The organism is Legionella waltersii (assembly GCF_001468085.1).
Classification (GTDB): Bacteria; Pseudomonadota; Gammaproteobacteria; order Legionellales; family Legionellaceae; genus Legionella; species Legionella waltersii.
In genome coordinates this window covers 280097-305832 of sequence record NZ_LNZB01000015.1, presented here as the reverse complement: position 1 = coordinate 305832, position 25736 = coordinate 280097, and the positions used below count along the sequence as shown (strand labels likewise).

Sequence of the window (25736 nt, the reverse complement as noted above, 5' to 3'; positions counted from 1 at the left end):
CCTAGAACCTCATCCTGGATATAATCAGATCAAGATCTCTTATAACAGGATCAAATTGGATTTGTGGTGCTCTGGACTCGAAAACGAAATATCAAATTATCAGACAAGCAAAGAGCCCTGCTTGTAGAAATAAGTAAAGCGCATACATCAACGCAGGTACATAAGCAGCGTGCTGATATTATTCTTCTGACAGAACAGGGTTATTCCCAACGAAAAATTGTATCCGCATTGAAAATTACTCATTGTACCGGGCTTTGTTTCCTAACCCCATGCCTTGGAGACTTTTCCCCGATTTTTTCATAGAGCACTCGCTGCGCTTGTTCATGTTCTGTTGCCTTTTTAGCGGCTTTGTCCGATTTATTGAATAAATCAGCCCCGTGCTCTATTAACTGCTTTTTCCATGAATGGACTTGAGCAGGAGATACTTCATATTTTTTACATAACTCATTTAAGGTCAACTCGCCTTTAATCGCTTGTAAGGCTATCTCAAATTTTGCAGACGATGACCACTTCTTATATTTACTCATATAACAACCTCCTGTCAGAGGCTATTATCTCTCAAATTTTACTCTTTGTGTGGTCTAAATTTTGGGGGGCATTATATTGGAACACGATCCATGAGTAAAACAAAATTGAGAAGTGCTACTTACTCCATTCATCATCTGGTGAAACAGATGAGGATCTCATCCTTCAATACTCGAGCAGATACGCGTGTCATGCTGGTACGTTGTATTAAGGATTTACATGAGCTGGGCTTTAAAGTAGGACATATCAAGGGAATTAAAGAACGGCATGTCCATGCCTTAATAGAACATTGGAAAAGCCAGGGGAAAAATCCAGCTACCATTAAAAATTACATGGCCAAACTGCGTAAAATGGCAATACAACTAGGCACTCCAGAGTTGATCAAATCAGAAAATATTGCTTATCAAATTGAAAGTCGCTCTTACATCCCCTCAGTCAATAAAGCCATTACTGATATTGATTTTTCACAGTGCCGCGATGCTCACATACGCTTGTCACTTGAAGGCCAGGCATTATTTGGATTTAGGCGTGAAGAATCACTTAAATTTACCTTGAGTGAGGCTTATGAAGGAAACCATCTTAATATCCAGCCCAGCTGGACCAAAGGTGGTATAGGCCGGATTATTAAAATAAGGACTGAAGAACAACGACAATGGCTTAATCGAGTCAGCCAGCTCGTCGGTCCTGGACAATCGTTGATACCACCTGAGAAGTCCTATAAAGAACAGGTGGGACATTATAAAACGATTACAGCTCAATTAGGTCTCTCTAATTTACATGGGCTTCGACATGCTTATGCACAGCGTCGTTATCACGAACTGACCTGCTGGTTTGATGAAAACAAACAAGGGCTTTTGCCACCCATTGCAGGAGGAAAACTTTTTAAAGAGTTGTCACCAAAAGAACAAGACTGGGACATACGTGCCAGGCAGATCATTTCCAGAGAATTAGGTCACTCCAGAATGTCGATAACCAAGATTTATTGTGGTTAATTCACCATTTTTTATAGAATTTATTAATTGAGTTTAGTAGAATAAGAAACAGAAAACACAACTGATGAACCAGTGTAATTCTGGTGAAACCGAACTCTTCGGTCTTGTGACTTGCTACCCTAATTCCCCAATCACTGTAGCTGAGCGTTTAGTCGGGAACCTGATATACCTTAATTCAATACACAAATATTGAATCCTATTAAAACAATAGAGGTGTACTCCTTTATTTTTATTTCATTAAAGCAATTAATCTTGTTTTGAACCCGTTTGAATTCATTGTCTGATACCTATCAGACAAACCCATTTTGAGAATGTATTCTTTAACAATTTGGGTTATTCAACCATGTTTAGAAAAAGGTGAATGACGTAGGCTTACGCTGGAGAAGAACTCAGCGTTTGCTGATTATTTCTCTGGCTTTTTACAGGAGAAATGGTCGTGCGTATTCAGACAGATACCTTAAAATATGCTAAGATTCTTAAAGAGAGTGGGTTTTCTAAAGAGTCATCAGAGGGATTTTTTTCCACACTGACTCAGATAGAAATTCACAACATTTATAGTATTGATGAGGTGGATAACATGTTAAGTGAAGCCGTCAGACAAGTGTTTGTTGAGCAAGATAAAAAACTTGTTGAACAGCGTCGCGAGTTCGATGAGCGAATGAAATCCTACAATGAACAACTGCGTGAAAACAGGGGTGAGTTGTTGGCATCAAGACGCTGGATGATTGGTACAATCATCACAGTCGGTCTTTCATTAGCCGCTTATCTTTCAGCATTAATTCATTTCAATCACTAAGCCTATATATAGGTTTGTAACCCATCGGGGAAATCACACTTCCTCATGGGGCAAGGGTATTTCCCAAAATCTAAGGAGAGAACCCATGCAACAACTATCTTTTGCAGAATACACCAATCAATGCACTCGAACTGATTTAGCCTTTTTTGATTTATTGCGCTCTATAGCGGAACTTCATGCCTATCAGCATGAGTTATCAGCAGAAGACATAGCACAACTTCAAATTGGCGCTCGAACGTTGAATGGAATAATTGCAAGGAATACCACAACGAACCATTCCATACAGTTGGTCTAGGAAGCAGGATTAACCCTGTTACTTGTTTTACCCGTTTTAATCCGCACAATCGGAAAATTTCTGCCTTGTGCGGAAGTTCTCCGATTGTGCGATTTTTTATTAATTACATTTAAAGGAGAACTAAAATGGCAGTATTGAACAAAGTCCAATTAATAGGTCATGTGGGTCATTCACCTAGAAGTACCCAAACAAAGGAACATCATCCTGTTGCATCAGTCTCCATTGCCACGAATGAATCCTATCGCCGTAACGGTGAGTGGGAAACCATTACTGAATGGCATCATCTGGTGTTTTTTGGAAAATTAGCAACTTTAGCTGTGGAACGCCTGCAAAAAGGCAGTCAGGTATATATTGAGGGCAAATTGCGCTCAAATAACTGGACTGATACAAAAGGTGTTAAACGCCAATCAATCAATATTGTGGTGCAAACCATCCAGTTGCTTGATAACGCAAAACCCAAAGAGCTACCCGAGCAGACTGATAAACCAACACCAGAAGAGTATTTAGCTCAAATGCACTCGATGTTGGAATGTGAAGAAGTTCCTTTTTAATTGTTTCATTAATCCCGAAGGGAGTTATCCCTTTGGGAACAACTCCTTTTTTAAAACTTAAGGAGAACCATTTAAAATGAATCCATTTGAACTGACCGCAGCATCTACTTTCCTCAGTTATTTTCCCGATGATATTGAGTATTCAACCCTTATCAATCGGTTAAACAATGATGAATTAGGGACTGATGACGATGCAATAGATTTTTGGCAGCCCTTTGAATACTACCCCGGTATATTCATCGCAGAATGCATAGAAACATTGCACGATCGATTGGTTAAAACGTTTCATACTCTAGCTTAACCCATTCAGGAATCTATCCTGAATGGGATGGATTTTTGAATGTTTTTAAGGAAAACATCATGAATTTAATTAAGAAAATTACCGCAGCTGTATTAGAGGATGAAGAGCCAACAGAGAAACAGTCGGAGCTTTTAGTCGAATCGTACCTTAATAGCAGCGACAGGCAGGCAATTGATAAGTGCTTTACTTGTCTTTGTGGGTATAGCCTATCCAGTTTAATTAATTAAAGTAATTTAATAACCCTAATGGGAGCAAGACTCCCATTAGGGACTTGCTCCTTTTTCTTTTGAATCAGGAGAACATAATGAATATTTTAACAAATGAACAACTTTATAAAGCAGCCCCTTCGCTATTTACTCAAGGAGCCGCTGAACACACTAGTGAGCGATATCAACCAATTGCCACTTCTGACATCATTAATGTATTGCTTCAGGAAGGGTTTTATCCAACCAAGGCAACACAATCAGCGAGTAGACATGAAGAAAGGAAGGCCTTTGCAAAACACATGGTCCGATTTCGACATAGAAACTATCACGAGCAGGATGGCGGTTTATTTCCTGAACTGGTATTGGTCAACTCTCACGATGGCATGTCCTCGTATCGTTTGATGGCAGGACTGTATCGTCAGGTTTGCACCAATGGTATGGTTGCCGGTAAAAACTACACTGAAGTGCGTGTTAGACATCAAGGTGATGTTATTAGAAACGTCATTGAAGGAACCTATCAAGTTGTTGAATCGTCTCACAGAATGCTTGATGCCGTAGAGCAAATGGAGGGGATTCAATTAACCAATGAGAGGCTTCTGGATTTTGCTCAACAGGCGCATGCTCTTCGTTTTAGTGAGGATGATAACCTGGTCATCGAGGCAAAAACTCTTTTAACACCAAGGCGACGTGAAGACATGAAACGTGATTTATTTTCTGTTTTAAATGTCGTTCAGGAGAACCTTATCAAAGGAGGATTGCCTGGTTACAGACAGGATGAGAAAGGACGCTGGCGACGTGCTCGAAGCCGGCAAATTAAAGCAATTGATCAAAATATCAAAATAAATCGAGATCTTTGGAGCATTGCTGAAAATACTTTGTTATCTTGCCCTTAGAACTAATCTGTTCAAAGCCCCATATCCTGGGGCTTTTTTTTGCCTTGAATTTTTCAAAAAACCTATTATCATTGCTTCATCTTTGCAAGGTTGGACTTGCATATACCAACACAAAGGGCTGATTTTGGCACAGGATCAGCCCTTTCTATTTTGTAACAAGAAGAATTTATGATTTCCTACCAAGCCCCGATGCTCCCCGATGTCAATTACGCACTGCTTGACGAAGACGCTTATTTTTCGTTAACTGATCTTGAATACGACACCATGAAAAGCTGTAGTCATTTTCTGGAAGAACTCAAATGGGTACTCATCGAAGAAAAACTGGTGCAGATACCTCAAATTCTGTGCGGTTATCTTTGCGCCTACCTTGGTACAATCACCACGGTACACACCGTTAAAAAAGCAGAAGCTTTAGTACCATCTCTCCTTACGCTCATCCAGCACCAGGCAAAAGCCTCACTCAATGCTTTTGCACAACACCCCATCAATCACAGCGTCAAAAGCACCGAAAAAAAGAAAATCCATCTTGATCAACTGCGCAACATCACCCCTGGCAGCATCGTGGTGCAAACCATGCGCCTTGGGCGAGAAATCATGGACATGTTTGACGAAATAAATAATCAGCCAGGAATCAGAAGCAAGAAAAAGCAACCTACCCCCTTCTGCTCTGATGAATCACTGACAAAACTCATGCTGCTGATGGGCTCAGAACAATGCGCACAATGGAGAGAAGAACTCGATGGGCTTTCAGACCATTATGTTCTCAATCAATTAGCCATCCAAATTGGTTGGGTGATGGGCTATTTCACTCACCTTCAAAACAAATCCCTCAAAGAATCACAATATTTTGATTATGGCCTACCCTTAGTGAGCCTCTTTCAAGAACATATTTATCGCTTAATGGAATCGTACGCCACCGCAGAGCATGCAAAAATAGAAGCCCAGCAAAGCTGCTCATTATGAAGAAACGGAATCCCTTTTAAGTGAAATTCGCCACCTTTCCGAACAGACCTACAACCAAAAAACGCCCGCTGCCAATGCATTTCAAAAAGAGGTTCTCATCGCCCATGCTGGCATTGAAAAAACACTCATGGAGCTGATAACCCAGGGGTATGAAGTTAAAATCATTTTAATGAGCCTTTTTTATTTCTGGTTTATCCTGGAGGCTCCTATAAATGGAGTGAGTGAACAAACACTGGGCAAGACTGACCCTTTCCACCACATGCTGCCCGTCATTAAACTGGTCAAATCAACTACCCACTCCCTGCCCAAGCCAGAATTAAGCAAGGAAATTCATGCGCTAAACGATTCCATGCAACAATTAAAAAAACATCTGACCCACCCTGAAAAATTGGATAACGTGCCGCAGAAAATTGCCCTGGAGCAGACCGAAGCGGTCAACACAGCCATTCACACCATCACCTGTGATTTCCTTAAAAAGGATATGCGCATCGAAGCTATTACTAATGCTTTATTCAGCCACTGGCTTCGTTTTTCCGTGTTTTTTGGTGTCAGTGAAAGTGAATGGCAAAAGATGGATTACTACCTGGTTGAGATTCTTAAAGCAGTCCGAGGTTATCTGGATTCTGAATTAGGGTAATAAGACTCTTCTTCGGCTAAAAAATTGGGTAAGTGCCTCCATTTCTATTTGTGATTAAGATTGGGTTACAATCGTAATCACAGGTATCCTGACTCGTCTCATATATTTATAATATAGCGTTTAGTCCTTTCTTTTCGATTAAAGAAAGTAATTTCAAAGAAGTACCTGCTGGTTTTTTAAGCCCCCTCTCCCATTGGCTAATAAGATCTTTAGACACATTAAGACAATACGCAAATATGGGTTGGCTCACATTTTCTCGTTCACGCAATGCCTTTATTTCTACAGGTAAAAATTCATGTATCGGGGTTAAACATGCGCGATCAAATTGTCGCATTGTTTTTTTATCAATAACACCCGCATCAAACATATCAACAACAGTTTCATGTACAGCCTCAAAAACCTCACTTTTATATGTTTTATTTGTGCTCATTATATAGTACCTCCACAAGTGCACCTGATTGGAGCAATCGCTCAATGTCATCACCAGAAAAATTAAGCATCTGCGAAGATAAATCTTTAAATATTTGCTCTTCTTCCTGGCTTATGTTGTCACGTTCATTTTTTGGAAATCCATACACTAAAAAGGCCAGATCTTTATATCGATATAAAATAATACACCGATACCCACCCGACTTTCCTTGGTTTGCTCTGCCAAGCCTTTGCTTTATAACTCCACCACCATAATCAACATCAATTAATCCTTTTTCAATCTCTTTTATTAACTTACATAATTGAGAATCTAAAATACGCTCTTTCTTTGCAAATTTAGTAAACCATTTGTTTTTAAAAACCCGCAAAATAACATTCCATATTTCTTTTTATTATATGGTGTAATTATATAGCACTCAGTTCTATATTTCAAGAAATACTAACCCAATTATTAATAGATAAATTTTAAATGATTAAATCCTGATAGATGGAAATCCAGAATATTAACCTTATAGAAATAAAGGACATGCTGAATTTAGGGAGAATTTCACCATCCGTAATGGCTATTCCAAAGCTCAGAAATAATGTAAACCCCCTCTTCATCAAGGTAGGATCGAGCATCAACAAAGTTTGATGTACCAACTTTTTCAAGTAGTTCTTGACCGCACTCAGGATCAAAAAAAGAGTACATCATAGCAAGCAATACTTGTTTGCTATGGCTATAACCGCCTATGGACTCTTTAATGAATTGATAGTTGGGTTCTAACTGCCATCTTTTGTGAGCATCATTGAGTGAGGATGCTTTTAGGTTAAAAAATTCAACACCAACTTTTTTTACACCTTGCTTCCAAGCCTTATCAAAGCGGATCATGAGATCATTTCTGTTATTCATTAGTTGTCCACCGTTTTGTATTTTATTCTCATTAACATCTACTTTACTTTAATGGCTTAAATAAGACCAAATTATGATTCAAATAATTCTTCTATTGTTTCCTGCATTTCGTCCTGACTGGGCTTCGCATAACGAAAAATTTCTTTTATTGAAACATTTCCACTAAGTTCCTGAGCAAAATGCACCCCATGCTTGTCAGTTACTTTCTTTAAGAACGTATGCCGAAGTTTATGGGGTGTAAATTCAAATCGCTCATTTTCTGGTAATAGTGCTAGCACTTGTTTTAAGACACGCTGACATATGCGAAAAATATTCCGAGTATTAATACGATTCCCAGCCCTATTAATAAATAATGGTTCGTCAGGTTCTGAAACGCGGCTTTTTAAATAATGTTCCAAATGTTCTCTACTTTCTTGCGGTAAGGGAATTTTAGTAGTCACCCGTTTACTTTTATGTCGTACTACAGAATGAAGCCCTTTTGAATGATATTGGTGTACATTTAATGAGACCAATTCAGATTCCCGCAAACCTGTTCCCAACAACACATAAAAAACAGCAGTTTCCAATAATGCATTTTGATTTTTTCGAGTACATATTTTAGCGCGTTGCTCGCAGGCTGCTTTTAAGCGCATAAGCTGTTTCGAGTTCAAACCATTCCATTCTGGAGCATCTGTCTGTAAATCTTTAACCCCTGATAAAGGATCGCCCGCAATTAAGGGTCGTTGTTGATAAAGCCAACGGCCTGCATGACGAATGGTTGCCATGGTCCGATTAATGGAAGTCGCTTTGTATGCTTTTCCGGTTTTCTCCGAAATGGTATTGCATAAGGAACGTTGAAATTGTTTACTTACTGCTGGTGTCCAATTATCTACCTGGTCGTGCCCTACTTCGACCTGAAAAAAATTTAAAAATTTAGATAAGTCTTTTTGTTTAGCCTGAACTGTTTTTTCGGGCGCACCTTTGACATGAACCTGAAAATAAAATGACAACCAGGCCGATAACGAATTGGTATCAAAATGAACATCCAATGGATGGAAAACCTTATCTACCCCAAACTTTCGATTTTTGTCGTTTTTATCATTCAGTAAATTCAAGGCATGCTCCATGAGTGCTTTTCTCATTTTACCTCATTTGGGGTAGATAAGGTACGTTATCTATCCCAAAGTATATCGCATATTATTTTACAATAAAATTCTTACTAAGTGGCCATTTTGTGCTACAATTAAATCATGGGTACTTTTGAAGAGAATACATGAAAACGGCAACAGTTAGAGCCAGGGTAGAACCTGAATTAAAATTGGAAGTTGAATCCGTATTAAATGAATTAGGGTTATCGGTGTCTGAGGCCATTGAACTCTATTTACATCAAATTAAACTGATTCATGGAATTCCATTTGATATACGTCTACCTAATAAAGTTACCCAACAAACATTTAAAAAGACAGATGAAGGCAGTGAACTCAATTATTATGATAATTCTGATGATTTATTTAAAAAACTGGGAAATTAATTCATGCTTCGAGCAGTAACAACTAACCAGTTTGAAAAAGACATTAAATTAGCCAAGAAAAGAGGTAAAGATCTCAATAGAATTTTTCACTTGATGAAATTGCTTTTAAATGAAGAAACAATTCCTTTAAAACATCGTGATCACAGCTTATCTGGAACTTATGTTAATCGTCGTGAATGTCATATTGAGCCTGATTGGTTATTAATCTACAAATTAGGAAGCGAAGAAATTATTTTTGAACGAACTGGGACTCATTCAGATTTATTTAAGTAAATTACATTGAATCATTGTCTTCTTATTTTAATGAATTTTCGATATTTTGATTATTAGATAAGTTTTTAATGTAAGCGGCCAAATTAAAATTGATAAACAATGGGCTGTCATTTTTCGCTGGGAACATGGAAAAGCTTATGATGTATGTATCCTTGATCATCATGACTAAGGAAAACAAATGTTTCCAACTAACAGAACCCCCACCCTGCCAGGGGAAATGCTTTTAGAAGAGTTTATCAACCAATGAATTTAACACAGAAAGTGTTCGCCTCTCATTTGGGTTGGACTTATGCTAAGCTGAATGAAATTGTTCATGGCAAAAGAAGCATAACTCCTGAATTTGCTTTGGATTTAGCAGATACTTTGAATATGGAGCCTGAATTTTGGCTTAATTTACAAAGAGACTGGGATTTATGGCGTGCCAAACAAAAACATAAACCAAGGATCGCAATTAATATATTAACTAATAGTCATGAGTAAAGAATTTAATTTGACATATGGAGATGAAAGATTAAAAGTATGCTTTGGATAGCAATAAAATTATATCGATAATTATTTTTATGTGCTTTACCCAAAAATTACTAGAATCAGCCTCCTGACACACCTCATTCATCATCCCAGGCCATATCCACCAAATGCTTTAATTCTAATAAATGCAAACGAATAAGAATCCGCGCTCCTAATGAAGATTTAACCACTAAAAAACGTAAGGAATGAGCACTATCCTGCTCATCAGGAACCCAATTATTCATCATCCACCCAATTCTAAGATAAACCAGCCACGCCGCTCATTCACTTCTCATTTCCTGATATTTAGAATGCCCTTTGTGTGAGTTAAGTAAGCGTAGGCCATTCGCAACAACAATTAAGCTTGCACCCATATCAGCAAATACTGCCATCCAAAGCGCAGCTAATCCTCCCAATGCCAGAATAAAAAATACTCCTTTTATGGCAAGGGACAACGTAATATTTTGGCGAAGAATACGCGCCGTTTTTCGGCTTAAATCAATGCATAAAGGAAGCATGGCTAAATTATCATTCATTAGTGCTACATCCGCTGTCTTAAAGCGGTATCAGTACCTTTCCCCATCGCAAAACTAATGGTGGCCTTAGCCAGGGCCGGTGCATCATTAATTCCATCATCCACCATTCCTACCGTGTTATATTGCACTAGAAGGGGCTCTAACCCCTAATTGAAGGCAAAACGGTATCAAACCGTTTTGCCTGGTGAATTATGCAACCAACTTGAAACATCAGAGCAGCCTTGCGTCAGATTAAGTCGAAACTAATTCACTTAATGAACTAGTTTCACTAGTCGATGTTTATCCCATATCCCTGTAAACGCCCTGCAGCAAGTGAGTGTAATTTACATATATTGACCACCATTAATATCAAAATTTGTCCCTGTGATAAAACCACTTTGTTCATCAGCAAGAAAGGTTACTAATCGCGAGACTTCTTTTGGATAGCCTAATCGTCCCACTGGAATTTGGGCAACGATGGCATCCAGAATATCTTCTTTTATTGACGCGAGCATTTCCGTTTTAATATAGCCTGGTGAAAGGGTATTCACTGTAATTCCTTTTTTGGCCACTTCCAAGGCTAAACTTTTAGTAAATCCATAAAGTGCTGATTTACTAGCTGAATAATTGCATTGTCCGAACTGTCCTTTGCGACCATTGATGGAAGAAATAGTGATAATACGGCCATAATTATTATCCAACATATTGGATAATACCGTTTTAGTCATATTAAAAACGCTGTTCAAATTAGCATTGATTACGTCCTGCCATTGCGTTTGTGTCATTTTTTTCAATGTAGCATCGTGGGTTACGCCTGCGTTATTGACTAACACATCGATTTTGCCATATTTTTCAATGACCATATCCGCCAATTTTTCACAATCTTTGAATGAAGAAATATCAGCATAGACAATATCAATATCAAATCCTTGAGTAGCCTGTCTGGTCTGCCAGGCTCTGGCCAAATCGTGATTGCCATTTTTGAAATAACACGCGATAACTTGATAATTTTGATTTTGCATCTCTTGGCATATAGACGTTCCAATACCCCCTGTACCCCCCGTAACCAGTGCAATCCGTTTACTCATTTTATTATTCCTCCTTGAATTTGACGGTTCATAAGATACAGCTGATTTTTATCACTTACTTGGCACAACAGACAAATCACAATAAGTGCTATTTAAATGAGCTCAACCTCTTCTGCCTGCAGCCCTTTCTGTCCTTTCCCCATTTTAAATAACACCTTTGCACCTTCAGGAAGGGTCTTAAAGCCGTTACTTTGTATCGCACTAAAATGAACAAAATAATCCCTACCGCTGCTTTCAATAAAACCAAAGCCTTTTCCTTCATTAAACCATTTTACTTTCCCAGGCACTTTATCAGTCATTTGCTTTTTTCCTCCTAAATTAAGCATTATTTTAACAGTGTCATGTCTCACAACTCACAATGTCAAGAGTCTATTCTTTAAAAACAGATCTGAGGGCTTTATGTTCCATCTAACTTAATCAAACGTTGATGTTTGGATGGTTTATTCTAACCTAATAATAGCGCATCGACACTCAACTCTATAATAAATAGCACGATTATTTATTCCCAGATTCGTTCATAAATTCCCCCATAGCAATCTCAAAGCATTCACGATGACCGAAACAAAACTTAGTTGATCGAGTAAGCCAAAGGAGCTCCCCCTTAGCTTACTCGATCACTTAGTAACATGGCGACTGCCGCGATAATTAAGCTTAATAGTAGCCCTATCATTGGATACAATATACCGGCCGCGACCGACACACCCAGTGCATTATAAATAAAAGCAAAGAAAAGATTTTGATAGATGTTTTTTATCGGATGCATGGAGAGTTCATAGACTTCCTAGCGCTTATTTAAATCGCAAAATACAGGGCAATTTAATAATTCCTTTTATTTATTGTTTAATGCTCGAAGTACATCTTTATTGATAGCTTATTTCATAATCTTAGAGTGATCATTTAATTAAATACCAAAATAATAAAGTGTTATTCAAGATTATTAACTCTACTGCATAGATGAAGTGTCTTTTTGCATTCCGTTTGTAATGTAGTATGTGAAATTTTAAATTGACTCAATAACAATGACTGAGCTTCCCCCCTTACTATTTCCTCTTTAAACCCCGAGGCAATAACAAGATGAGCGGTTAAGCTAATTTTATCGCTGGTTATAGCCCAGATATGTAAATCGTGTACATCTGAAATACCCTTTATAGACATTATTCGAGACTTAATTTTATTAAGATCAATTCCTGCTGGGACGCCTTCCAAAAGTATGTTGATAGTCTCTTGGAGAAGCATCCACGTGCGCGGCAATACCCACAAACCAATTAAAACAGCGATAGCTGAGTCCACCCAGCTCCAACCAATAAAACGAATTATAAGTGCTGCAATGATGACACCTACAGAACCTAACATATCACTCCAGACCTCAAGATAAGCACTTTTTAAATTTAAATTTTTATCTTTGTCACGGGACAATAAATACATCGACGCTAAATTAACAAGCAAACCCATACTGGCAATAATTAACATACCCATGGAATAGATTTCCGGAGGTTGTTTTAACCGTTGATAGGCTTCATATATGATATAGAGAGCCACACCAAATAAAAGAGCTGCATTAAATGCGGCGGCTAGAATTTCAAATCGATAATAACCAAAGGTACGGCGTGCATCAGCAGGTCGTTTACTTACACGAATAGCAATAAGTGCGATAATTAACGCGGTAACATCGGTTAACATATGCGCTGCATCAGATATTAATGCAAGACTGCCGGTCAGAATGCCACCTACAACCTCAGCAATCAGGAAACCACATGTTAGTAAAAGAGCCCACCAAAGTGATTTTTCTCTCAAAAATTGTTGAATATTGGGGTTAACCTTTTTGTTCATGAAGTCTTCCTAACAACAGGTATTACAATACCTCTTGAGAATCTAAAAATTTAGATCCAAGAGGCGCATTACACCAAAATCGTTTATAGCATTCTGAATGAAACACCTTGTAAAAAAATGGCCGCAAAAATTAGAACAATAAATACAACAATTATGAAATGTCGACTTTTTCTTTTTCTAAAAAAGAAAAGAAAAAAACCGCATAGCACAATCAGTACTGCTGCCACAACGACCAAAAACCACGGATTAATGTCCATCATTCTTCCCTGTCTGGATAAAACTAATCTTGCTATTCTTTACCTTGGTGCATATGTCCACCATCACCACCAAAACCCCCTTCATATCCTTCTTCGGGATGAGCTGGGGCAGGAGTGTTTTTTGCACACGACATTAAACTGCAACCCAGTAAGAATGCCCCAATCAAAATAATAATTTTTTTAGATCCCTTATTCATTTTTTTATTTCCTTTTATATCAGTTCAGATTGAGCATAACATACTGAATAATAGAATGTAGTGCCCCCTCTGCCCTATGTTAGTTTCAACCTCAAAAATACATTACTGATTTTTATTATATTCCTCCAAATAATCAATTATCTTATGTACATCGTTTACATTCATGGGCTTTGCAAAGCAAGGATAAAGGTTGTTTCTTAAAATTGTGCGAGGTGATGCACTAAGCAATATAATAGGTGTCCGTTTATTATAGGTTGATTTTTCACGGATCCTGTCAATCAGCTCGTAACAATCGAACCCTTTATTACGTTCTGCATCCAGCAAAATTAAATCATAAGTTTTCGACTCCACCAAAACCAAAGTGGATTCTCCATCAAAGGCCATATCGACAGAATGTCCCAATTGAATTAATTGAGAGCGTATGACAATACGTGCACCGAGTGAGGCTTCGGTGACCAAGAAATGCAATAATTCATTCATACGCTACCTCTCCATACCTGCCTGATCTCTTTCATTAACACTACATGTGATTTCTTATTTTTTTAATGTCTACACACTGCGTGCCTCAAGGAACTACAAATCCAAACATTTAAACTCACTCCTGAGTGTTTTGCAGCCATCAATATATCCCGAAAAAGTTCGGGCGGAATATTTAATGTCAATTGACCTGAATAAGGTACTTCAGGCTCTTTAAATTGTTCGTCACAATATTTCAAATAATTATCAATGGCCTCAATAAAAGCCTTTTTTAAATGGTGAGCCATAGTAGCTTGGAAGGTAATCACCGCTTGTGTATTAATAATTTCACCAAAAAATAGTTCATTGAGATCGTCAAATACCACATGGCCTATATAGCCTTTATATTGTAACATAACGACCTCCTAACTCATGTACCAACCTTATTAACGCCATTTTTTAAATCGCATAATTAGACGATTCAGTGTTGTCTTCCACTAAGTGATTACTTTCCATATAGGTTTTATGGGAGTTCAGCAGTCGTAAACCATTGGCCACCACAATTAAACTAGCACCCATATCTGCAAATACAGCCATCCACAGAGTTGCAAATCCACCCAGAGCTAAAATAAAGAACAGCAATTTTATAATAAGGGATAAGCTAATGTTTTGACGTAAAATTCGAGACGTTTTACGACTTAAGTGAATGAATAAAGGCAGCATCGCCAGATTATCATTCATTAAAGCGACATCAGCTGTTTCTAAAGCAGTATCAGTGCCTTTTCCCATAGCAAAACTAATAGTAGCTGCAGCAAGGGCAGGGGCATCATTAATTCCATCACCGACCATTCCCACTGCTTTATATTGCTTTAGAAGAAGACTGATGGCATTCATTTTTTCTGTAGGCAATACATTCGCTTGTACTTCATCAATGCCTACCAGCGTTGCAATGGCACGAGCAGTAACTGCATTATCCCCGGTGAGCATCGCGGTTTTTATGCCTTGTTGATGTAAGGCATCAATTGCCTTTTTACTGTTGGCTCGAAGCGTATCTGCCACAGCAAAAATCGCCAACAACCGGGTGCTACTGCTTAAAATTACCGTTGTTTTCCCTTCTTCTTCCAATCGGTTCAATTCCTGTTCGACTCCTAAGCTACATACTTCATTGTCTTCCGCTAGTTGATGATTACCCACATAATAAAGCTCTTGAGCAACGAAGCCTTTAACACCCCGCCCTGGCAGTGCGCTAAATTGCTCAACAGACAGCATTACTTCATCAGGCTGTTCTTTATGCCAATGGGCAACTAATGCGTTTGCCACGGGATGTTCGGAGTGGGAATCGAGGCTTGCTGCCAATAATAATAAATCGTTCTTTGTATGGGTTTTATCATAAATAATAAAATCAGTAACCACCGGTTTTCCTTCGGTTAACGTGCCTGTTTTATCCAAGGCAATCAATTTTAAACGATATCCATTTTCTAAATAACTTCCCCCTTTAATGAGTATCCCGCTTTTAGCTGCAGCGGCTAAACCACTTACCACTGTAACTGGTGTCGAAATAACTAAGGCGCAAGGACACGCGATGACCAGTAACGTTAATGCTTTATAGATCCAATCATAAAAAGGATAGCCAAATACTAAGGGTGGGATGAGTGCAATAAGAACGGCAATCAGTACCATTATTGGGGTATAGTACTTAGCAAATTGATCGACAAATCGTTGAGTTGGCGCACGCTCACGTTGTGCTTGCTCAATTGCTTTCCCAATTTTTGCTAATAGAGTATCTCCTGAAGCGTTACTTACTTTGACGTCAAACGAGCCATGTTCATTGAGAGTTCCTGCAAAAACAGCATCCCCTACGCGCTTACTCACCGGCATTGACTCTCCTGTAATGGGTGCTTGATTTACCGTACTTTGACCCGAAATCAAATGACCATCGAGAGGAATCCGCTCACCCGGTTTGACTCTAAATATTGCACCAGGCTGCACCTCAGTGACGAGTAGTGTGTGCCATTGACCATTGTCCATTTTAACATGCGCTACTTCTGGGGCAATTTCCATTAAACTTCGAATTGCTTGACGTGCCTTATCTAAAGAGTAACGCTCTATGCGTTCGGCAAGCGCGAATAAAACGGTCACCATAGCAGCTTCAGGCCATGCCCCAATAAAGGCAGCGCCCGTTATTGCAATTAACATGAGGCTGTTAATGTTCATCGCTTTGGTACGTAAAGCAAGCCAACCCTTTTTAATCGTTGCTGGACCACTCAGTGCAATGGCTAATAAAGCAGAGACTATGACCCAGACCGATTGCTCTGTTGCAAAAATAAAAGCCGCTAATTCAGAAAACAAAGCAAATAATCCTGCAAGACCAATGGTTCCCCAAGACCCATCAAAACCAAAACGCTTACCCCCTTGCTCTGTCACACTGCTGTTTTTAGAACGAACGCTCATGCCTAAGCTCTCAATTTTTTGCTGGATAAGATCAATCGTGGGTAAATAATGGTGCACCGTCACCTCTTCCGCGATGAAATTAAAATCCAACTGTTTAATTTCAGGGATTGTTTGTAATTGCTTTCTGATTAATTGCTCCTCAGAAGGGCAATCAAGGCCTGCAACAAAAAAAGTTGTTACTGTTAAAGGCGTGGTCATAATAAACTCCTAAAATAAGCCTCAACTCCTAGATTCTCCAAGTGGAGAATCAATGTTACACCGATGTTTCTCCATCCTGAACATTCCTGTTAATGTTCCGTCTCTTCAGTAAAGTGCTTGAGCATGTCATCTAAAATACAGCGCACATGCGCATCATAAATACTGTAATAAATGTGTTTTCCTTCACGATTAGCAACAAGAAGGCGAGACGAACGAAGTAAACTTAAGTGATGGCTGGCTAGCGGAACAGATAACTGTAATTGCTGTGCCAGTTCAGAAACAGACTTAGCACCATCTAAACAGGCTACCAAGAGTTTTAGACGATTAGGCTCACCCATTAAATGTAAAATGTCACTTAAAGAAATAATTTGATCGTGTGTTAACATGATAATGACTTAAACAGTTAAACAAGCATTTAACTATAAATATAGCTAAATACTTCGTTTTGTCAAACGCACCTTACATTTTTTCTAAACCAGGCTGGCTTTTTTTACGTCGGTCATGAAAAATATAATATAACCCGGGTAAAACCAACAGAGTAAGGAAGGTTGATGAAATAATTCCTCCAATGACTACTGTTGCCAAAGGGCGCTGTACCTCAGAACCCGTTCCTGTCGCAAGTGCCATGGGTACAAAACCAAGGGATGCCACTAATGCCGTCATCAATACGGGGCGAAGTCGTGCTAGCGATCCTTGCAACACCGCATCTTTTAAATAAAACTTGTTCTGCTCACGCAATTTATTAATAAAGGTAATCATAACGAGGCCATTGAGTACTGCAACACCCGATAAGGCAATAAATCCAACACCAGCTGATATGGATAAAGGAATGCCGCGCAACCATAATGCTATAATCCCACCAGTTAATGCCAAGGGTATTCCAGAGAACACTAATAAGGCATTTTTAACGTTTCCAAAACTCATAAAAAGGAGTAAAAAAATGCCCATTAAAGTAATCGGCACTACAATTTGTAGGCGCTGCGAGGCCGATTGTAATTGTTCAAACTGCCCTCCCCAGGTAATCCAATAGCCGCTGGGGATTTTGACATTTTGGTCTATCCGTTGTTTTGCTTCATTCACAAAAGAACTTAAGTCACGATTTCTCACATTCGCACTCACCACAATACGACGTTTACCACTTTCTCGACTGATTTGATTGGGGCTTTCACTTCGTACAAAGGAAGCGACTTCATTCAGTGGAATAAAATGACGTTCTCCATCTTTTGATGGGGGCAAAGGAATAAATATTTGGCGCAATACATCAGAATCTGAACGCATTGATTCAGGCAAACGAACGACCAAGTCAAATCGCTTGTCTCCTTCAAACAGCTCCCCGCCCTTCTTACCGCCTGTGGCAATGACTATAGCATCTTGTACGCTACTGATTTGTAATCCATAACGTGCTAAAGCCTCACGATTAATCTTAACGGTTAGAAGAGGCAGTCCGCTCACCTGCTCTACTTTCACATCGGCGGCACCTGGAACCTTTTTTAATTGAGCACTAATGGATTCAGCGATTTTCAATAAAATATCCATGTCATCACCAAAAACTTTTACAGCCACATCACTTCGAACACCTGAAATCAGTTCATTAAAACGCATTTGAATGGGTTGGGTGAATTCATAATTGTTCCCTGGCACTTGCTTCACTGCCTGTTCAATTTCTTGTACTAATTCTTGTTTGGTTTTTTTAGGGTTAGGCCAATCCTTACGTGGCTTTAACATGATAAAGGTATCTGCCACATTCGGAGGCATAGGATCAGTTGCTACTTCTGCAGTCCCAAGTTTTCCAAAAACAACATTCACTTCAGGAAATTCTTTCACCCGTTGTTCTACCAAATCTTGCATGGTTATGGCTTGGGTTAAACTGGTTCCTGGGATACGCATGGCATGCATTGCAATATCTCCCTCATCAAGACTGGGAATAAATTCTCCGCCTAAACGAAAAGCAAGAAGAAGGCTTAGTGCTACTAAAAATAATGCACCACTTAGAACTATCTTTCGGGCATGAAAACAGCGTCTTAATACGACTGCATAACCTTGACTAAGATGATGCACCAACCAATTTTCTTTTTCCTGAACTCGACCATTTAGAAAGATTGCAACTGCCGCAGGAACAAAGGTTAATGCAAATAACATAGATGCGAGTAGGGCAATAATCACCGTTTCAGCCATAGGCAGAAACATTTTTCCCTCTACTCCAGTTAACGTTAAAATGGGCAAATAAACCACGGTAATAATGAACACACCGAATATACTTGGCCTAATCACCTCAGTTGTCGCATAAGAGATGACTTTTAGGCGTTCCTCAAGATTTAAAATGCGCTTAAGGGCATGCTGTTGCTCCCCTAAGTGTTTAATGCAATTTTCAACTATAATCACCGCGCCATCCACGATCAAACCAAAATCAAGTGCGCCCAAGCTCATTAAATTGGCGCTGATTTTATTTTCCACCATCCCTGTAATCGTCAGTAACATCGATAAGGGAATGACCATAGCAGTAATTAAAGCAGCGCGAACATTGCCTAAAAAAAGAAACAAAATCACACAAACCAATAACGCGCCTTCAAGCAAATTTTTCTTTACGGTATCGATCGTTGCATTCACTAATAAGGTTCTGTTGTATACCGTCACCGCCTCAACACCGGAGGGGAGCGATTTATTAATTTCCTTCATTTTTGCAGCCACACGCTCTGACACGGTTCGGCTGTTTTCACCCATCAACATAAATACAGTGCCTAAAACGACTTCCTTGCCATTTTCAGTAGCAGCCCCAGTACGTAATTCTTTTCCTATAGCTACCTCAGCTACGTCACGAAGACGCACAGGAGTCCCTTCAAAACTGGCAATAACAATATTTTCAATATCCGCACTATTTTGCACCTGACCTGGAACACGAATTAAATGTTGCTCGCCATTTGTTTCAATATAGCCAGCACCCACATTGGCATTGTTCCGCTCCAAAGCCTCAACGACATCATTTAAACTCAATCGGTATCGCACCAGTTTCATGGGATCAGGCGTAATGTGAAATTGCTTTTCATATCCCCCAATCGTATTGACCTCTGCAACGCCTTCAACATTGCGTAATTGCGGCTTAATAATCCAATCTTGAATGGTACGCAGCTCCGTAGGATTATGGCGTTGACTCACCGGCACATTCGCCTGATTGGTCACGGTGTACATAAATATTTCACCAAGACCCGTAGAAATCGGTCCAAGGGTTGTTTCAACATCCGGTGGTAATTTATTTTTTACCTCTTGCAAGCGCTCATTAATCAGCTGACGTGCAAAATAGATACTGGTATCGTCTTTAAAGACTACCGTTACTTGGGAAAGACCATAACGCGATAAAGAGCGCGTATAGCTTAGACTGGGCAATCCACTCATTGCCAATTCAATGGGGAAGGTAATACGTTGTTCCACTTCAAATGGAGAATAACCTGAAGCTTGGGTATTAATTTGTACTTGAACGTTCGTAATATCAGGCACGGCATCAATAGGAAGGCGTTGAAAGTTATAGACGCCAAGAAAAGCAATAGCGGCAGTAAACAACAACACAAACCAACGGTGTTTCAGGGAAAACCGAATAATTTTCTCAAGCATTATTGATCCTTAGTGCTCATGGCTCGCGCCATCTTTACCTAATTCAGCTTTCATAAAGAAACTGTTTTTACTCACATAGCGTTGGTCTGCATCAAGACCTGAGACTACCTCGACCCATTCTTCGTCTTTTTGTCCTAAAGTTACCGGTGTTGCTTCAAAATAATCGCCTTGCTGTACAAACACAACCTCGCGTTCATCCAGCCGTTGAATGGCTGAAAGTAGAACAGCAACAGGTACTTTTTTTTCTTTAATAGTGATTGCTGCATTCACATACATGCCTGGTAGCCACGCACGTGATTCATTAGGAATCACAGCGCGAGCTAAAGTGGTTTGACTGTCTTCGATCCCTAAAGGAGCAATGTAAGAAATGGTACTGGTGGACTGGGGCTTTCCTTCATCACCCGTGACGGTAACTTCCATGCCTGGTTTGATCAAGGGCGCTTCTTTACGATATAAGGTAAAATCTGCCCACACATTAGCAAGATTGGCTACTTCATAAATGGGTTTTGTATTTTGAGCCAATTCACCATTGGTCGCATATTTTTGCACAATAGTCCCCGTCATGGGAGCGGCAATGGTATAATTTTGTAAACTTTCGTTACTTTCAATCGTGACTAAAACCTCGCCTTTTCTCACCTCAGCACCCAGATTTTTATTCATAGACTTAATAATCCCAGAATAGCGCGCATAAATAGGAGCCAGAGTATCGCGATTTGGGACAATTTTTCCTACTACTTTTAATTGGGTTTTAATGGTCTGGCTTTGCGCCAATTCCGTTTGAATATCAGCGGCTTTTAAAACGAGCTGGGGAATTTTAACTCGGCCTTCAGAAGTCGCATAATGCCAGGTGAAATTTTGCCCCTTGATATTTAACGTAACCTCTGCCTCAAAAGAATGGGGTTCACGAATTACTTCATTACTTTGTAAATAAGTCTCAACGGGCGTGAACTTTATGGTGTCCTTTTTTCCAGAAAATCGAGTCAACGTAACAATTAACTGCGCTTTATCAGGTGAAATTACGTCTCCATTCTCATAAAGGTACGCACGAAAATGAGGAGGCATACCCCGTTCAAATATTAATAGTTCAACAGCCAACGAACCATTTTTGAATAACCGACCTCCTTGTGGGCCTTTTTCCATGGTTTCTTGATGTTCTTGTTCTTCCGCGGCCGTTGAATCTTCCCCTGCCCATACAGGAATTATGCAAAGAACAGTTAAAATAATAATGAAGGGTTTTAAAAATTTCATTTGCTCTCCTTGGGATTATCCAGCCCCAAAAGTCCTGTGATCTGAATTAAGGATTTGTGATAGTCGGCATGAGCTTGTTGGTAATGTCGCTCTTCTTCATATAATGCATTTAAAGCCACTGATAATTCAATGTAGGTGTAGCGCCCCATTTGATACCCTTCTTGAGCAAGTTTTATGGACTTACGCGCCAACGGTAACAACGATTTAGTGACCAATTGAGCTTCATAATTATTTTGCTGTGCTTGTAAAAAGGAAGCATACAGATTTTGTCGCACCTCCAATTGTGTTCCTCGGTATTCATGGGCAGTTTGTGTGTACTGTGCCTCAGCAGTAAGGATTTTACCTTGATTTCGATCATAGACAGGAACTTGGGCAAATGCTGAGACAACAGCAGCATTACTGCCATCGTCTGAGAAATGACGGCCACCTAGTTGGATGTTTAAATCCGGCCAAACTGATTTTTTTACCGCAGTAATGGTTGCACGCTTGGCTTGCAGAAGAAGCTTCATTTGGAGCAATTGAGGGCTTCCTGCTATTTTTTTTAATAAATGCGGCCAGTTCCATAAAGTGCCAGGTAATCCTTTATCCACCAATTCATTATCAATCCGGATAGTATTCCCTAATAATCGCGCCAATTTTGCTCGTTGTAACAAGGCCTCTCGTCCCGCTTTATTCTCTTGAATACGCGCCTCACCCAATCGTACCTGGGCTAATCTTAAGTCTAATTCTGCTCCAGCTCCCGCTTTCACTCGCCGCTCTATTGCGGTAACAATATCCTGGTTAAGAATAATTAATTTGTTGGTGACGACGTGCCATTGAGAAGCATACAAGGCATCCACATAGGCAACACCTACAGCAACATAAAGCACGGCTTTTTGCACGTTAATGTTGGCAAGGGAGGCTAGATAATCCGCATAAGTGGCTTTTTTCAGATACTGTAAACGATGACCTAAAGGAATGGGTTGAGTTACGGAAAGAGTCGTTTCTGCAGCTTCATAACTGCTGTAAGCACCTGAGCCACCGAAGTTTTCTGCGGTCAGGGTGACTTGAGGGTTGGGATAAAGCCCGCTTTGTATGAAGTAGCCACGCATCGCATGAGCTTTATCTATTTCTGCCTGCAATTCTGGATTGTTTTGATAAGCCTGATGCAATGCTTCTTTAAATGTGAGTGGGTGAGCAGCCATCACTTCGTTTAAAACAAAGCTCAATAAAACCGTAAGTATCCCTCTTGAAAAATAAAGCATCCCTTCCCTTCAATAAATGTCTGTATTAACGAACCTCTATTTAAGTTTACTCTTAATTAAATCATTTATACACCCCTGCTCATTGATTCTCTGAAATCAGTATTAAAACCCTGGGATACATGTTAAAACAAACTTATTGATTATAAAAATTAACGCGTTAGTTCTAAAAGTGACTCTACTATGATGACTCGTTTTATAGGCATAATTCTTTTGTTACATGCTTCTATAGTAGAAGCTAAACCATTGAATATTGGAATTGTATCTTATGATCCTCCTTTTGCTATTCGTGCCGATCAAGATCATTATTTTGGCTTTGATATTGAGCTAATGTCTAGCCTATGTATCGAAATGAAAACTGAATGCCAATTTAAACCCATGCCTTTTAACCAGTTATTTACACAAATAAATAAAAAAACAATCGATTTAGCAATTGCTGCAATTATCATTACCGAAGAACGACAAAAACAATTTTCCTTTAGTCTGCCCTACTTGTTGAGCAACGCACGTTTTATTACAACCCAGAACAATTCAATTACCTCCATGAAAGACTTAAGTAAAAAAAATGTGGGCGTCTTAGAAGGAAGTATATTTAAACAATGGATAACTCTAAAATTGACAGGAATATCTATTACAGAATATCCTGCTACAGACCAATTAATCAGTGCATTAAATAAAAATGAAGTCGATGCCGTTTTAATGGACGATTTTTCTGCAGACTATTGGATTATCAATAATCAGCACTCATTTACAGGGATTGGAGAACCATTACTCATAGGAACTGGCTATGGAGTTATGGCTAAAAATGACTCATTTGCACTAATAAAGAGAGTAAATAAAGCACTTGAAAAAATAATAAATAACGAAATTTATATTTCTTTATATAAAAAATATTTTCATATCATTCCAACGCACTAAGTATGGTAACGGCTTTTAATAAACTAATAAGGATAGTACCATGGGATTTTTGAAATTATTAAATAAATTAAGTACCGTTTGTTTACTTTTAATGTTCTTGTCCTCTTGTTCTGCATCCACAGAACCTACTAAAACCAGTAATGACACTCCGAAGAGTCCTGGAGGCGGTTATCGCCCTCATGGCCACCCAAGACATTAAATTAAAAAGATTAATTTCTCTCTTTAGAAGAGGACACTTATGAACAGGAACAACTTAAGCCTAAACACACTATTGACCCAAAGTGCTAAAATTCTATTTCTTTTTTTATTCTCGATGTCTCTGGCAATAGCAAATGAACATCCAATTTCTCAAGTGATTATTCCTAAAACCATTCCAGAAATTTTTCAAGAAATAGACGAGTACAATTTAGCTCTTTATAAAATGATTGAAAACAATCAGTTAAATGAAGTGCATTACCATGTTTTTGCTGTTCTTGAATTAGTGAACGCACTACCTAATTTAAGCCAACAATTATCCCCAGCACAATTAAAGATGCTTCAAAACACTATTGCTTCTGTTAAAAAACTGGCCACTCAAATGGATGCAAGCAGCGATGCTAATGACAAAGAAGCGGCTCAATCCCATTTTGAAAAACTACGAACCATTATAGACGAACTCCACACGTATTACTCCATTAAAAAACATACCCAATAACCTCTTAAACAGATGTATTTATCTCTTTTGATGGATTTTTATAATCCATCTATACTTGAATCAATTCCTTTGATAAAAAAGAGATAGGATGGACATCGGATTAAATCATAGTATTCTTGTTATAGCGGGTATTATTTTCACTATAGGAATTGTAGTGTTGATTCTTGCCAATGGGAGTTCTGGAAGAACAATGCGGCGTATGGGGTTTATTGTTTCTGGTTTTGCATTAATTGCCTTTATTATCTTTTTCTTTATTGATGTAGTTCCAATGAACACTTAAATTCGGTTCAAAATCTGAAAGAATAAACCCCTCATTTTAGAATTTATAGGGTATTTGCCATCTTTTTAAGTCGATTTTAGTCAATCAATTAATAAATTGAATCATTATTAAATCAATGTATAGTTGGATTTTAAGGGGTAATAATACTTATTAAATCTACTACAAAAACCAGCAAGGGACGATATGTCATGATGAGCCATCACCATAAAAAGAATAAGAAAAGCAACGGTTTAAAAAAATTTCACATCTGTTTTTGGGTCGTCCCCCTTATGGTTTTATTGGTTATCACCAAATTTTTTATTCATCGTTTCAATTTAGAATTTGTAGCCGTTAGCCCTCTTTTTACAAGCACGATGGCCGGTGCCATTTTTATTATCAGTATTTTGCTTGCTGGAATTTTAGCAGACTTTAAAGAAGCTGAAAAATTCCCAGCAGAAATCCGAGCCTCCCTTGAAAACATACTGGAGGAAGCAACCCTTTTTCATCAAAGGAATAATAATTTTGATATAAAAAAAATTCATATGGATATTCGAAAAATAGTACGGCTTTTTTTTAAAGGAATAGATCATGAGGGAAATCACCACGATTTAGGTCCTTGTTTAATCTCAATTAATCAACTGGCATCCTCTTTCGCCGCCATGGAAGAATTGGGCATGCCACCTAATTTTCTTGTTCGGTTAAAAACGGAACAAGGTACATTGCGAAAAATTATCTTACGAATATATCAAATTCAAAGGACTCAATTTATTCCATCCGTACATATTTTAGCTGAATCATTAATAGGCTTCCTCACCTTGTTTCTCCTGTTCTTAAAGACCGAAGGCTCTCCAGAATCATTTATACTTTTTGGCTTCATTGCTTATTTTTTCCTGTATATTGGACGTCTCATTAGGGTATTAGAAAAACCTTTTAGAGAGGGGCATGAAACCATGGATGATGTGAGTCTTTTTCTACTTCGAGAGATGAGCAGCTAAGAGAATCCCTATT

The 25736-nt window shown here is 38.8% G+C and carries 34 protein-coding genes and 2 pseudogenes; 17 read left to right on the top strand and 19 right to left on the bottom strand.

Going from position 1 to position 25736, the window contains the following annotated elements; genetic code table 11:
- Positions 1–239: 239 nt before the first annotated feature.
- Entirely contained in the window at positions 240–527 is a 288-nt protein-coding gene (locus Lwal_RS04635; protein WP_058479739.1) for a transposase, read from the bottom strand.
- Between the two features lie 90 nt (positions 528–617).
- Here Lwal_RS04635 and Lwal_RS04630 point away from each other — a divergent pair, with 90 nt between their 5' ends.
- The 9 genes from Lwal_RS04630 to Lwal_RS04595 all read left to right on the top strand — a co-directional run bounded on the left by Lwal_RS04630 (position 618) and on the right by Lwal_RS04595 (position 6159).
- On the top strand, positions 618–1517 hold the full coding sequence (locus Lwal_RS04630) for a phage integrase N-terminal domain-containing protein (protein ID WP_058479738.1): 900 nt from the start codon (positions 618–620) through the stop codon (positions 1515–1517).
- A 436-nt stretch (positions 1518–1953) separates the two neighbouring features.
- Positions 1954–2313 carry a hypothetical protein gene (locus Lwal_RS04625; protein ID WP_006871718.1) on the top strand — a complete coding sequence of 120 codons (360 nt, stop codon included), beginning with the start codon at positions 1954–1956 and terminating at the stop codon, positions 2311–2313.
- A gap of 85 nt (positions 2314–2398) precedes the next feature.
- Complete coding sequence (locus Lwal_RS04620) at positions 2399–2608, top strand: hypothetical protein (protein ID WP_058479736.1); 210 nt, start codon at positions 2399–2401, stop codon at positions 2606–2608.
- Between the two features lie 125 nt (positions 2609–2733).
- Positions 2734–3159: a single-stranded DNA-binding protein gene (locus Lwal_RS04615; RefSeq protein ID WP_058479735.1), complete on the top strand. Its 426-nt coding sequence runs from the start codon at positions 2734–2736 to the stop codon at positions 3157–3159.
- Between the two features lie 76 nt (positions 3160–3235).
- Positions 3236–3460, top strand: coding sequence for a hypothetical protein (locus Lwal_RS04610; protein WP_058479734.1), 225 nt, complete (start codon positions 3236–3238; stop codon positions 3458–3460).
- 59 nt (positions 3461–3519) lie between these two features.
- Positions 3520–3687, top strand: a complete 168-nt coding sequence (locus Lwal_RS17275) for a hypothetical protein (RefSeq protein ID WP_157066264.1) — start codon at positions 3520–3522, stop codon at positions 3685–3687.
- Between the two features lie 77 nt (positions 3688–3764).
- Positions 3765–4559: a DUF932 domain-containing protein gene (locus Lwal_RS04605; protein WP_058479733.1), complete on the top strand. Its 795-nt coding sequence runs from the start codon at positions 3765–3767 to the stop codon at positions 4557–4559.
- Between the two features lie 168 nt (positions 4560–4727).
- Positions 4728–5522, top strand: coding sequence for a hypothetical protein (locus Lwal_RS04600; RefSeq protein WP_058479732.1), 795 nt, complete (start codon positions 4728–4730; stop codon positions 5520–5522).
- 127 nt (positions 5523–5649) lie between these two features.
- On the top strand, positions 5650–6159 hold the full coding sequence (locus tag Lwal_RS04595) for a hypothetical protein (RefSeq protein WP_058479731.1): 510 nt from the start codon (positions 5650–5652) through the stop codon (positions 6157–6159).
- Positions 6160–6265: 106 nt separating this feature from the next.
- Here Lwal_RS04595 and Lwal_RS04590 read toward each other — a convergent pair whose 3' ends face one another.
- From Lwal_RS04590 to Lwal_RS04575, 4 genes are all read right to left on the bottom strand, one after another.
- Positions 6266–6589 carry a helix-turn-helix domain-containing protein gene (locus Lwal_RS04590; RefSeq protein ID WP_015444995.1) on the bottom strand — a complete coding sequence of 108 codons (324 nt, stop codon included), beginning with the start codon at positions 6587–6589 and terminating at the stop codon, positions 6266–6268.
- Positions 6576–6956 (bottom strand): type II toxin-antitoxin system RelE/ParE family toxin, encoded by a 381-nt coding sequence (locus tag Lwal_RS04585; RefSeq protein ID WP_028383801.1) that lies wholly within the window; start codon positions 6954–6956, stop codon positions 6576–6578. The genes Lwal_RS04590 and Lwal_RS04585 overlap by 14 nt, the downstream gene beginning before the upstream one ends.
- Before the next feature lie 179 nt (positions 6957–7135).
- Entirely contained in the window at positions 7136–7480 is a 345-nt protein-coding gene (locus tag Lwal_RS04580; protein ID WP_028383800.1) for a hypothetical protein, read from the bottom strand.
- A 71-nt stretch (positions 7481–7551) separates the two neighbouring features.
- Positions 7552–8601, bottom strand: a complete 1050-nt coding sequence (locus Lwal_RS04575; RefSeq protein ID WP_065235645.1) for a tyrosine-type recombinase/integrase — start codon at positions 8599–8601, stop codon at positions 7552–7554.
- 131 nt (positions 8602–8732) lie between these two features.
- Here Lwal_RS04575 and Lwal_RS04570 point away from each other — a divergent pair, with 131 nt between their 5' ends.
- The 3 genes from Lwal_RS04570 (at position 8733) to Lwal_RS04560 (ending at position 9743) form a co-directional block, all read left to right on the top strand.
- Positions 8733–8990 carry a type II toxin-antitoxin system RelB/DinJ family antitoxin gene (locus tag Lwal_RS04570; RefSeq protein ID WP_058479730.1) on the top strand — a complete coding sequence of 86 codons (258 nt, stop codon included), beginning with the start codon at positions 8733–8735 and terminating at the stop codon, positions 8988–8990.
- A 3-nt stretch (positions 8991–8993) separates the two neighbouring features.
- Positions 8994–9263: a type II toxin-antitoxin system YafQ family toxin gene (locus tag Lwal_RS04565; protein WP_058479729.1), complete on the top strand. Its 270-nt coding sequence runs from the start codon at positions 8994–8996 to the stop codon at positions 9261–9263.
- Between the two features lie 243 nt (positions 9264–9506).
- A complete protein-coding gene (locus Lwal_RS04560) occupies positions 9507–9743 on the top strand; it encodes a HigA family addiction module antitoxin (protein ID WP_231950999.1) in 237 nt (78 codons plus the stop codon).
- Positions 9744–9868: 125 nt separating this feature from the next.
- Here Lwal_RS04560 and Lwal_RS17270 read toward each other — a convergent pair whose 3' ends face one another.
- The 14 genes and pseudogenes from Lwal_RS17270 to Lwal_RS04505 all read right to left on the bottom strand — a co-directional run bounded on the left by Lwal_RS17270 (position 9869) and on the right by Lwal_RS04505 (position 22860).
- Positions 9869–10018, bottom strand: a complete 150-nt coding sequence (locus Lwal_RS17270) for a hypothetical protein (RefSeq protein WP_157066263.1) — start codon at positions 10016–10018, stop codon at positions 9869–9871.
- A gap of 33 nt (positions 10019–10051) precedes the next feature.
- A pseudogene (locus tag Lwal_RS04555) lies at positions 10052–10440 on the bottom strand (heavy metal translocating P-type ATPase); the annotation flags it as partial.
- Between the two features lie 189 nt (positions 10441–10629).
- Positions 10630–11373, bottom strand: a complete 744-nt coding sequence (phbB, locus tag Lwal_RS04550; RefSeq protein ID WP_058479727.1) for an acetoacetyl-CoA reductase — start codon at positions 11371–11373, stop codon at positions 10630–10632.
- A 92-nt stretch (positions 11374–11465) separates the two neighbouring features.
- Positions 11466–11672 carry a cold-shock protein gene (locus Lwal_RS04545; protein WP_058479775.1) on the bottom strand — a complete coding sequence of 69 codons (207 nt, stop codon included), beginning with the start codon at positions 11670–11672 and terminating at the stop codon, positions 11466–11468.
- A 216-nt stretch (positions 11673–11888) separates the two neighbouring features.
- A pseudogene (locus tag Lwal_RS17850) lies at positions 11889–12121 on the bottom strand (hypothetical protein); the annotation flags it as partial.
- A gap of 176 nt (positions 12122–12297) precedes the next feature.
- Positions 12298–13203, bottom strand: coding sequence for a cation diffusion facilitator family transporter (locus tag Lwal_RS04540; RefSeq protein ID WP_058479726.1), 906 nt, complete (start codon positions 13201–13203; stop codon positions 12298–12300).
- A 289-nt stretch (positions 13204–13492) separates the two neighbouring features.
- Positions 13493–13657: a hypothetical protein gene (locus Lwal_RS17625; protein WP_165481844.1), complete on the bottom strand. Its 165-nt coding sequence runs from the start codon at positions 13655–13657 to the stop codon at positions 13493–13495.
- A 102-nt stretch (positions 13658–13759) separates the two neighbouring features.
- A complete protein-coding gene (locus Lwal_RS04535) occupies positions 13760–14137 on the bottom strand; it encodes a response regulator (protein WP_058479725.1) in 378 nt (125 codons plus the stop codon).
- A gap of 62 nt (positions 14138–14199) precedes the next feature.
- Positions 14200–14529 (bottom strand): type II toxin-antitoxin system HicB family antitoxin, encoded by a 330-nt coding sequence (locus Lwal_RS04530; protein WP_058479724.1) that lies wholly within the window; start codon positions 14527–14529, stop codon positions 14200–14202.
- A gap of 43 nt (positions 14530–14572) precedes the next feature.
- Entirely contained in the window at positions 14573–16762 is a 2190-nt protein-coding gene (locus tag Lwal_RS04525; protein ID WP_058479723.1) for a heavy metal translocating P-type ATPase, read from the bottom strand.
- Between the two features lie 89 nt (positions 16763–16851).
- A complete protein-coding gene (locus Lwal_RS04520; protein ID WP_058479722.1) occupies positions 16852–17148 on the bottom strand; it encodes an ArsR/SmtB family transcription factor in 297 nt (98 codons plus the stop codon).
- A 73-nt stretch (positions 17149–17221) separates the two neighbouring features.
- On the bottom strand, positions 17222–20368 hold the full coding sequence (locus Lwal_RS04515) for a CusA/CzcA family heavy metal efflux RND transporter (protein ID WP_058479721.1): 3147 nt from the start codon (positions 20366–20368) through the stop codon (positions 17222–17224).
- Positions 20369–20377: 9 nt separating this feature from the next.
- Positions 20378–21616 (bottom strand): efflux RND transporter periplasmic adaptor subunit, encoded by a 1239-nt coding sequence (locus tag Lwal_RS04510; protein WP_058479720.1) that lies wholly within the window; start codon positions 21614–21616, stop codon positions 20378–20380.
- Positions 21613–22860 carry a TolC family protein gene (locus Lwal_RS04505; RefSeq protein ID WP_058479719.1) on the bottom strand — a complete coding sequence of 416 codons (1248 nt, stop codon included), beginning with the start codon at positions 22858–22860 and terminating at the stop codon, positions 21613–21615. Before Lwal_RS04505 ends, Lwal_RS04510 begins: the two co-directional genes overlap by 4 nt.
- Positions 22861–23040: 180 nt before the next feature.
- On the opposite strand from Lwal_RS04505, the gene Lwal_RS04500 reads away from it, so the two are divergent.
- The 5 genes from Lwal_RS04500 (at position 23041) to Lwal_RS04485 (ending at position 25723) form a co-directional block, all read left to right on the top strand.
- Positions 23041–23775, top strand: a complete 735-nt coding sequence (locus Lwal_RS04500; RefSeq protein WP_231950998.1) for a transporter substrate-binding domain-containing protein — start codon at positions 23041–23043, stop codon at positions 23773–23775.
- Positions 23776–23815: 40 nt separating this feature from the next.
- The gene (locus Lwal_RS17260) at positions 23816–23974 is read left to right on the top strand and encodes a hypothetical protein (RefSeq protein ID WP_157066262.1); all 159 of its coding nucleotides are present in this window, start codon (positions 23816–23818) and stop codon (positions 23972–23974) included.
- A gap of 39 nt (positions 23975–24013) precedes the next feature.
- Entirely contained in the window at positions 24014–24469 is a 456-nt protein-coding gene (locus Lwal_RS04495) for a hypothetical protein (RefSeq protein WP_058479718.1), read from the top strand.
- 88 nt (positions 24470–24557) lie between these two features.
- Positions 24558–24749: a hypothetical protein gene (locus Lwal_RS04490; protein ID WP_058479717.1), complete on the top strand. Its 192-nt coding sequence runs from the start codon at positions 24558–24560 to the stop codon at positions 24747–24749.
- Positions 24750–24937: 188 nt separating this feature from the next.
- Positions 24938–25723 (top strand): hypothetical protein, encoded by a 786-nt coding sequence (locus Lwal_RS04485; protein ID WP_065235644.1) that lies wholly within the window; start codon positions 24938–24940, stop codon positions 25721–25723.
- The last annotated feature ends 13 nt before the right edge of the window (positions 25724–25736 follow it).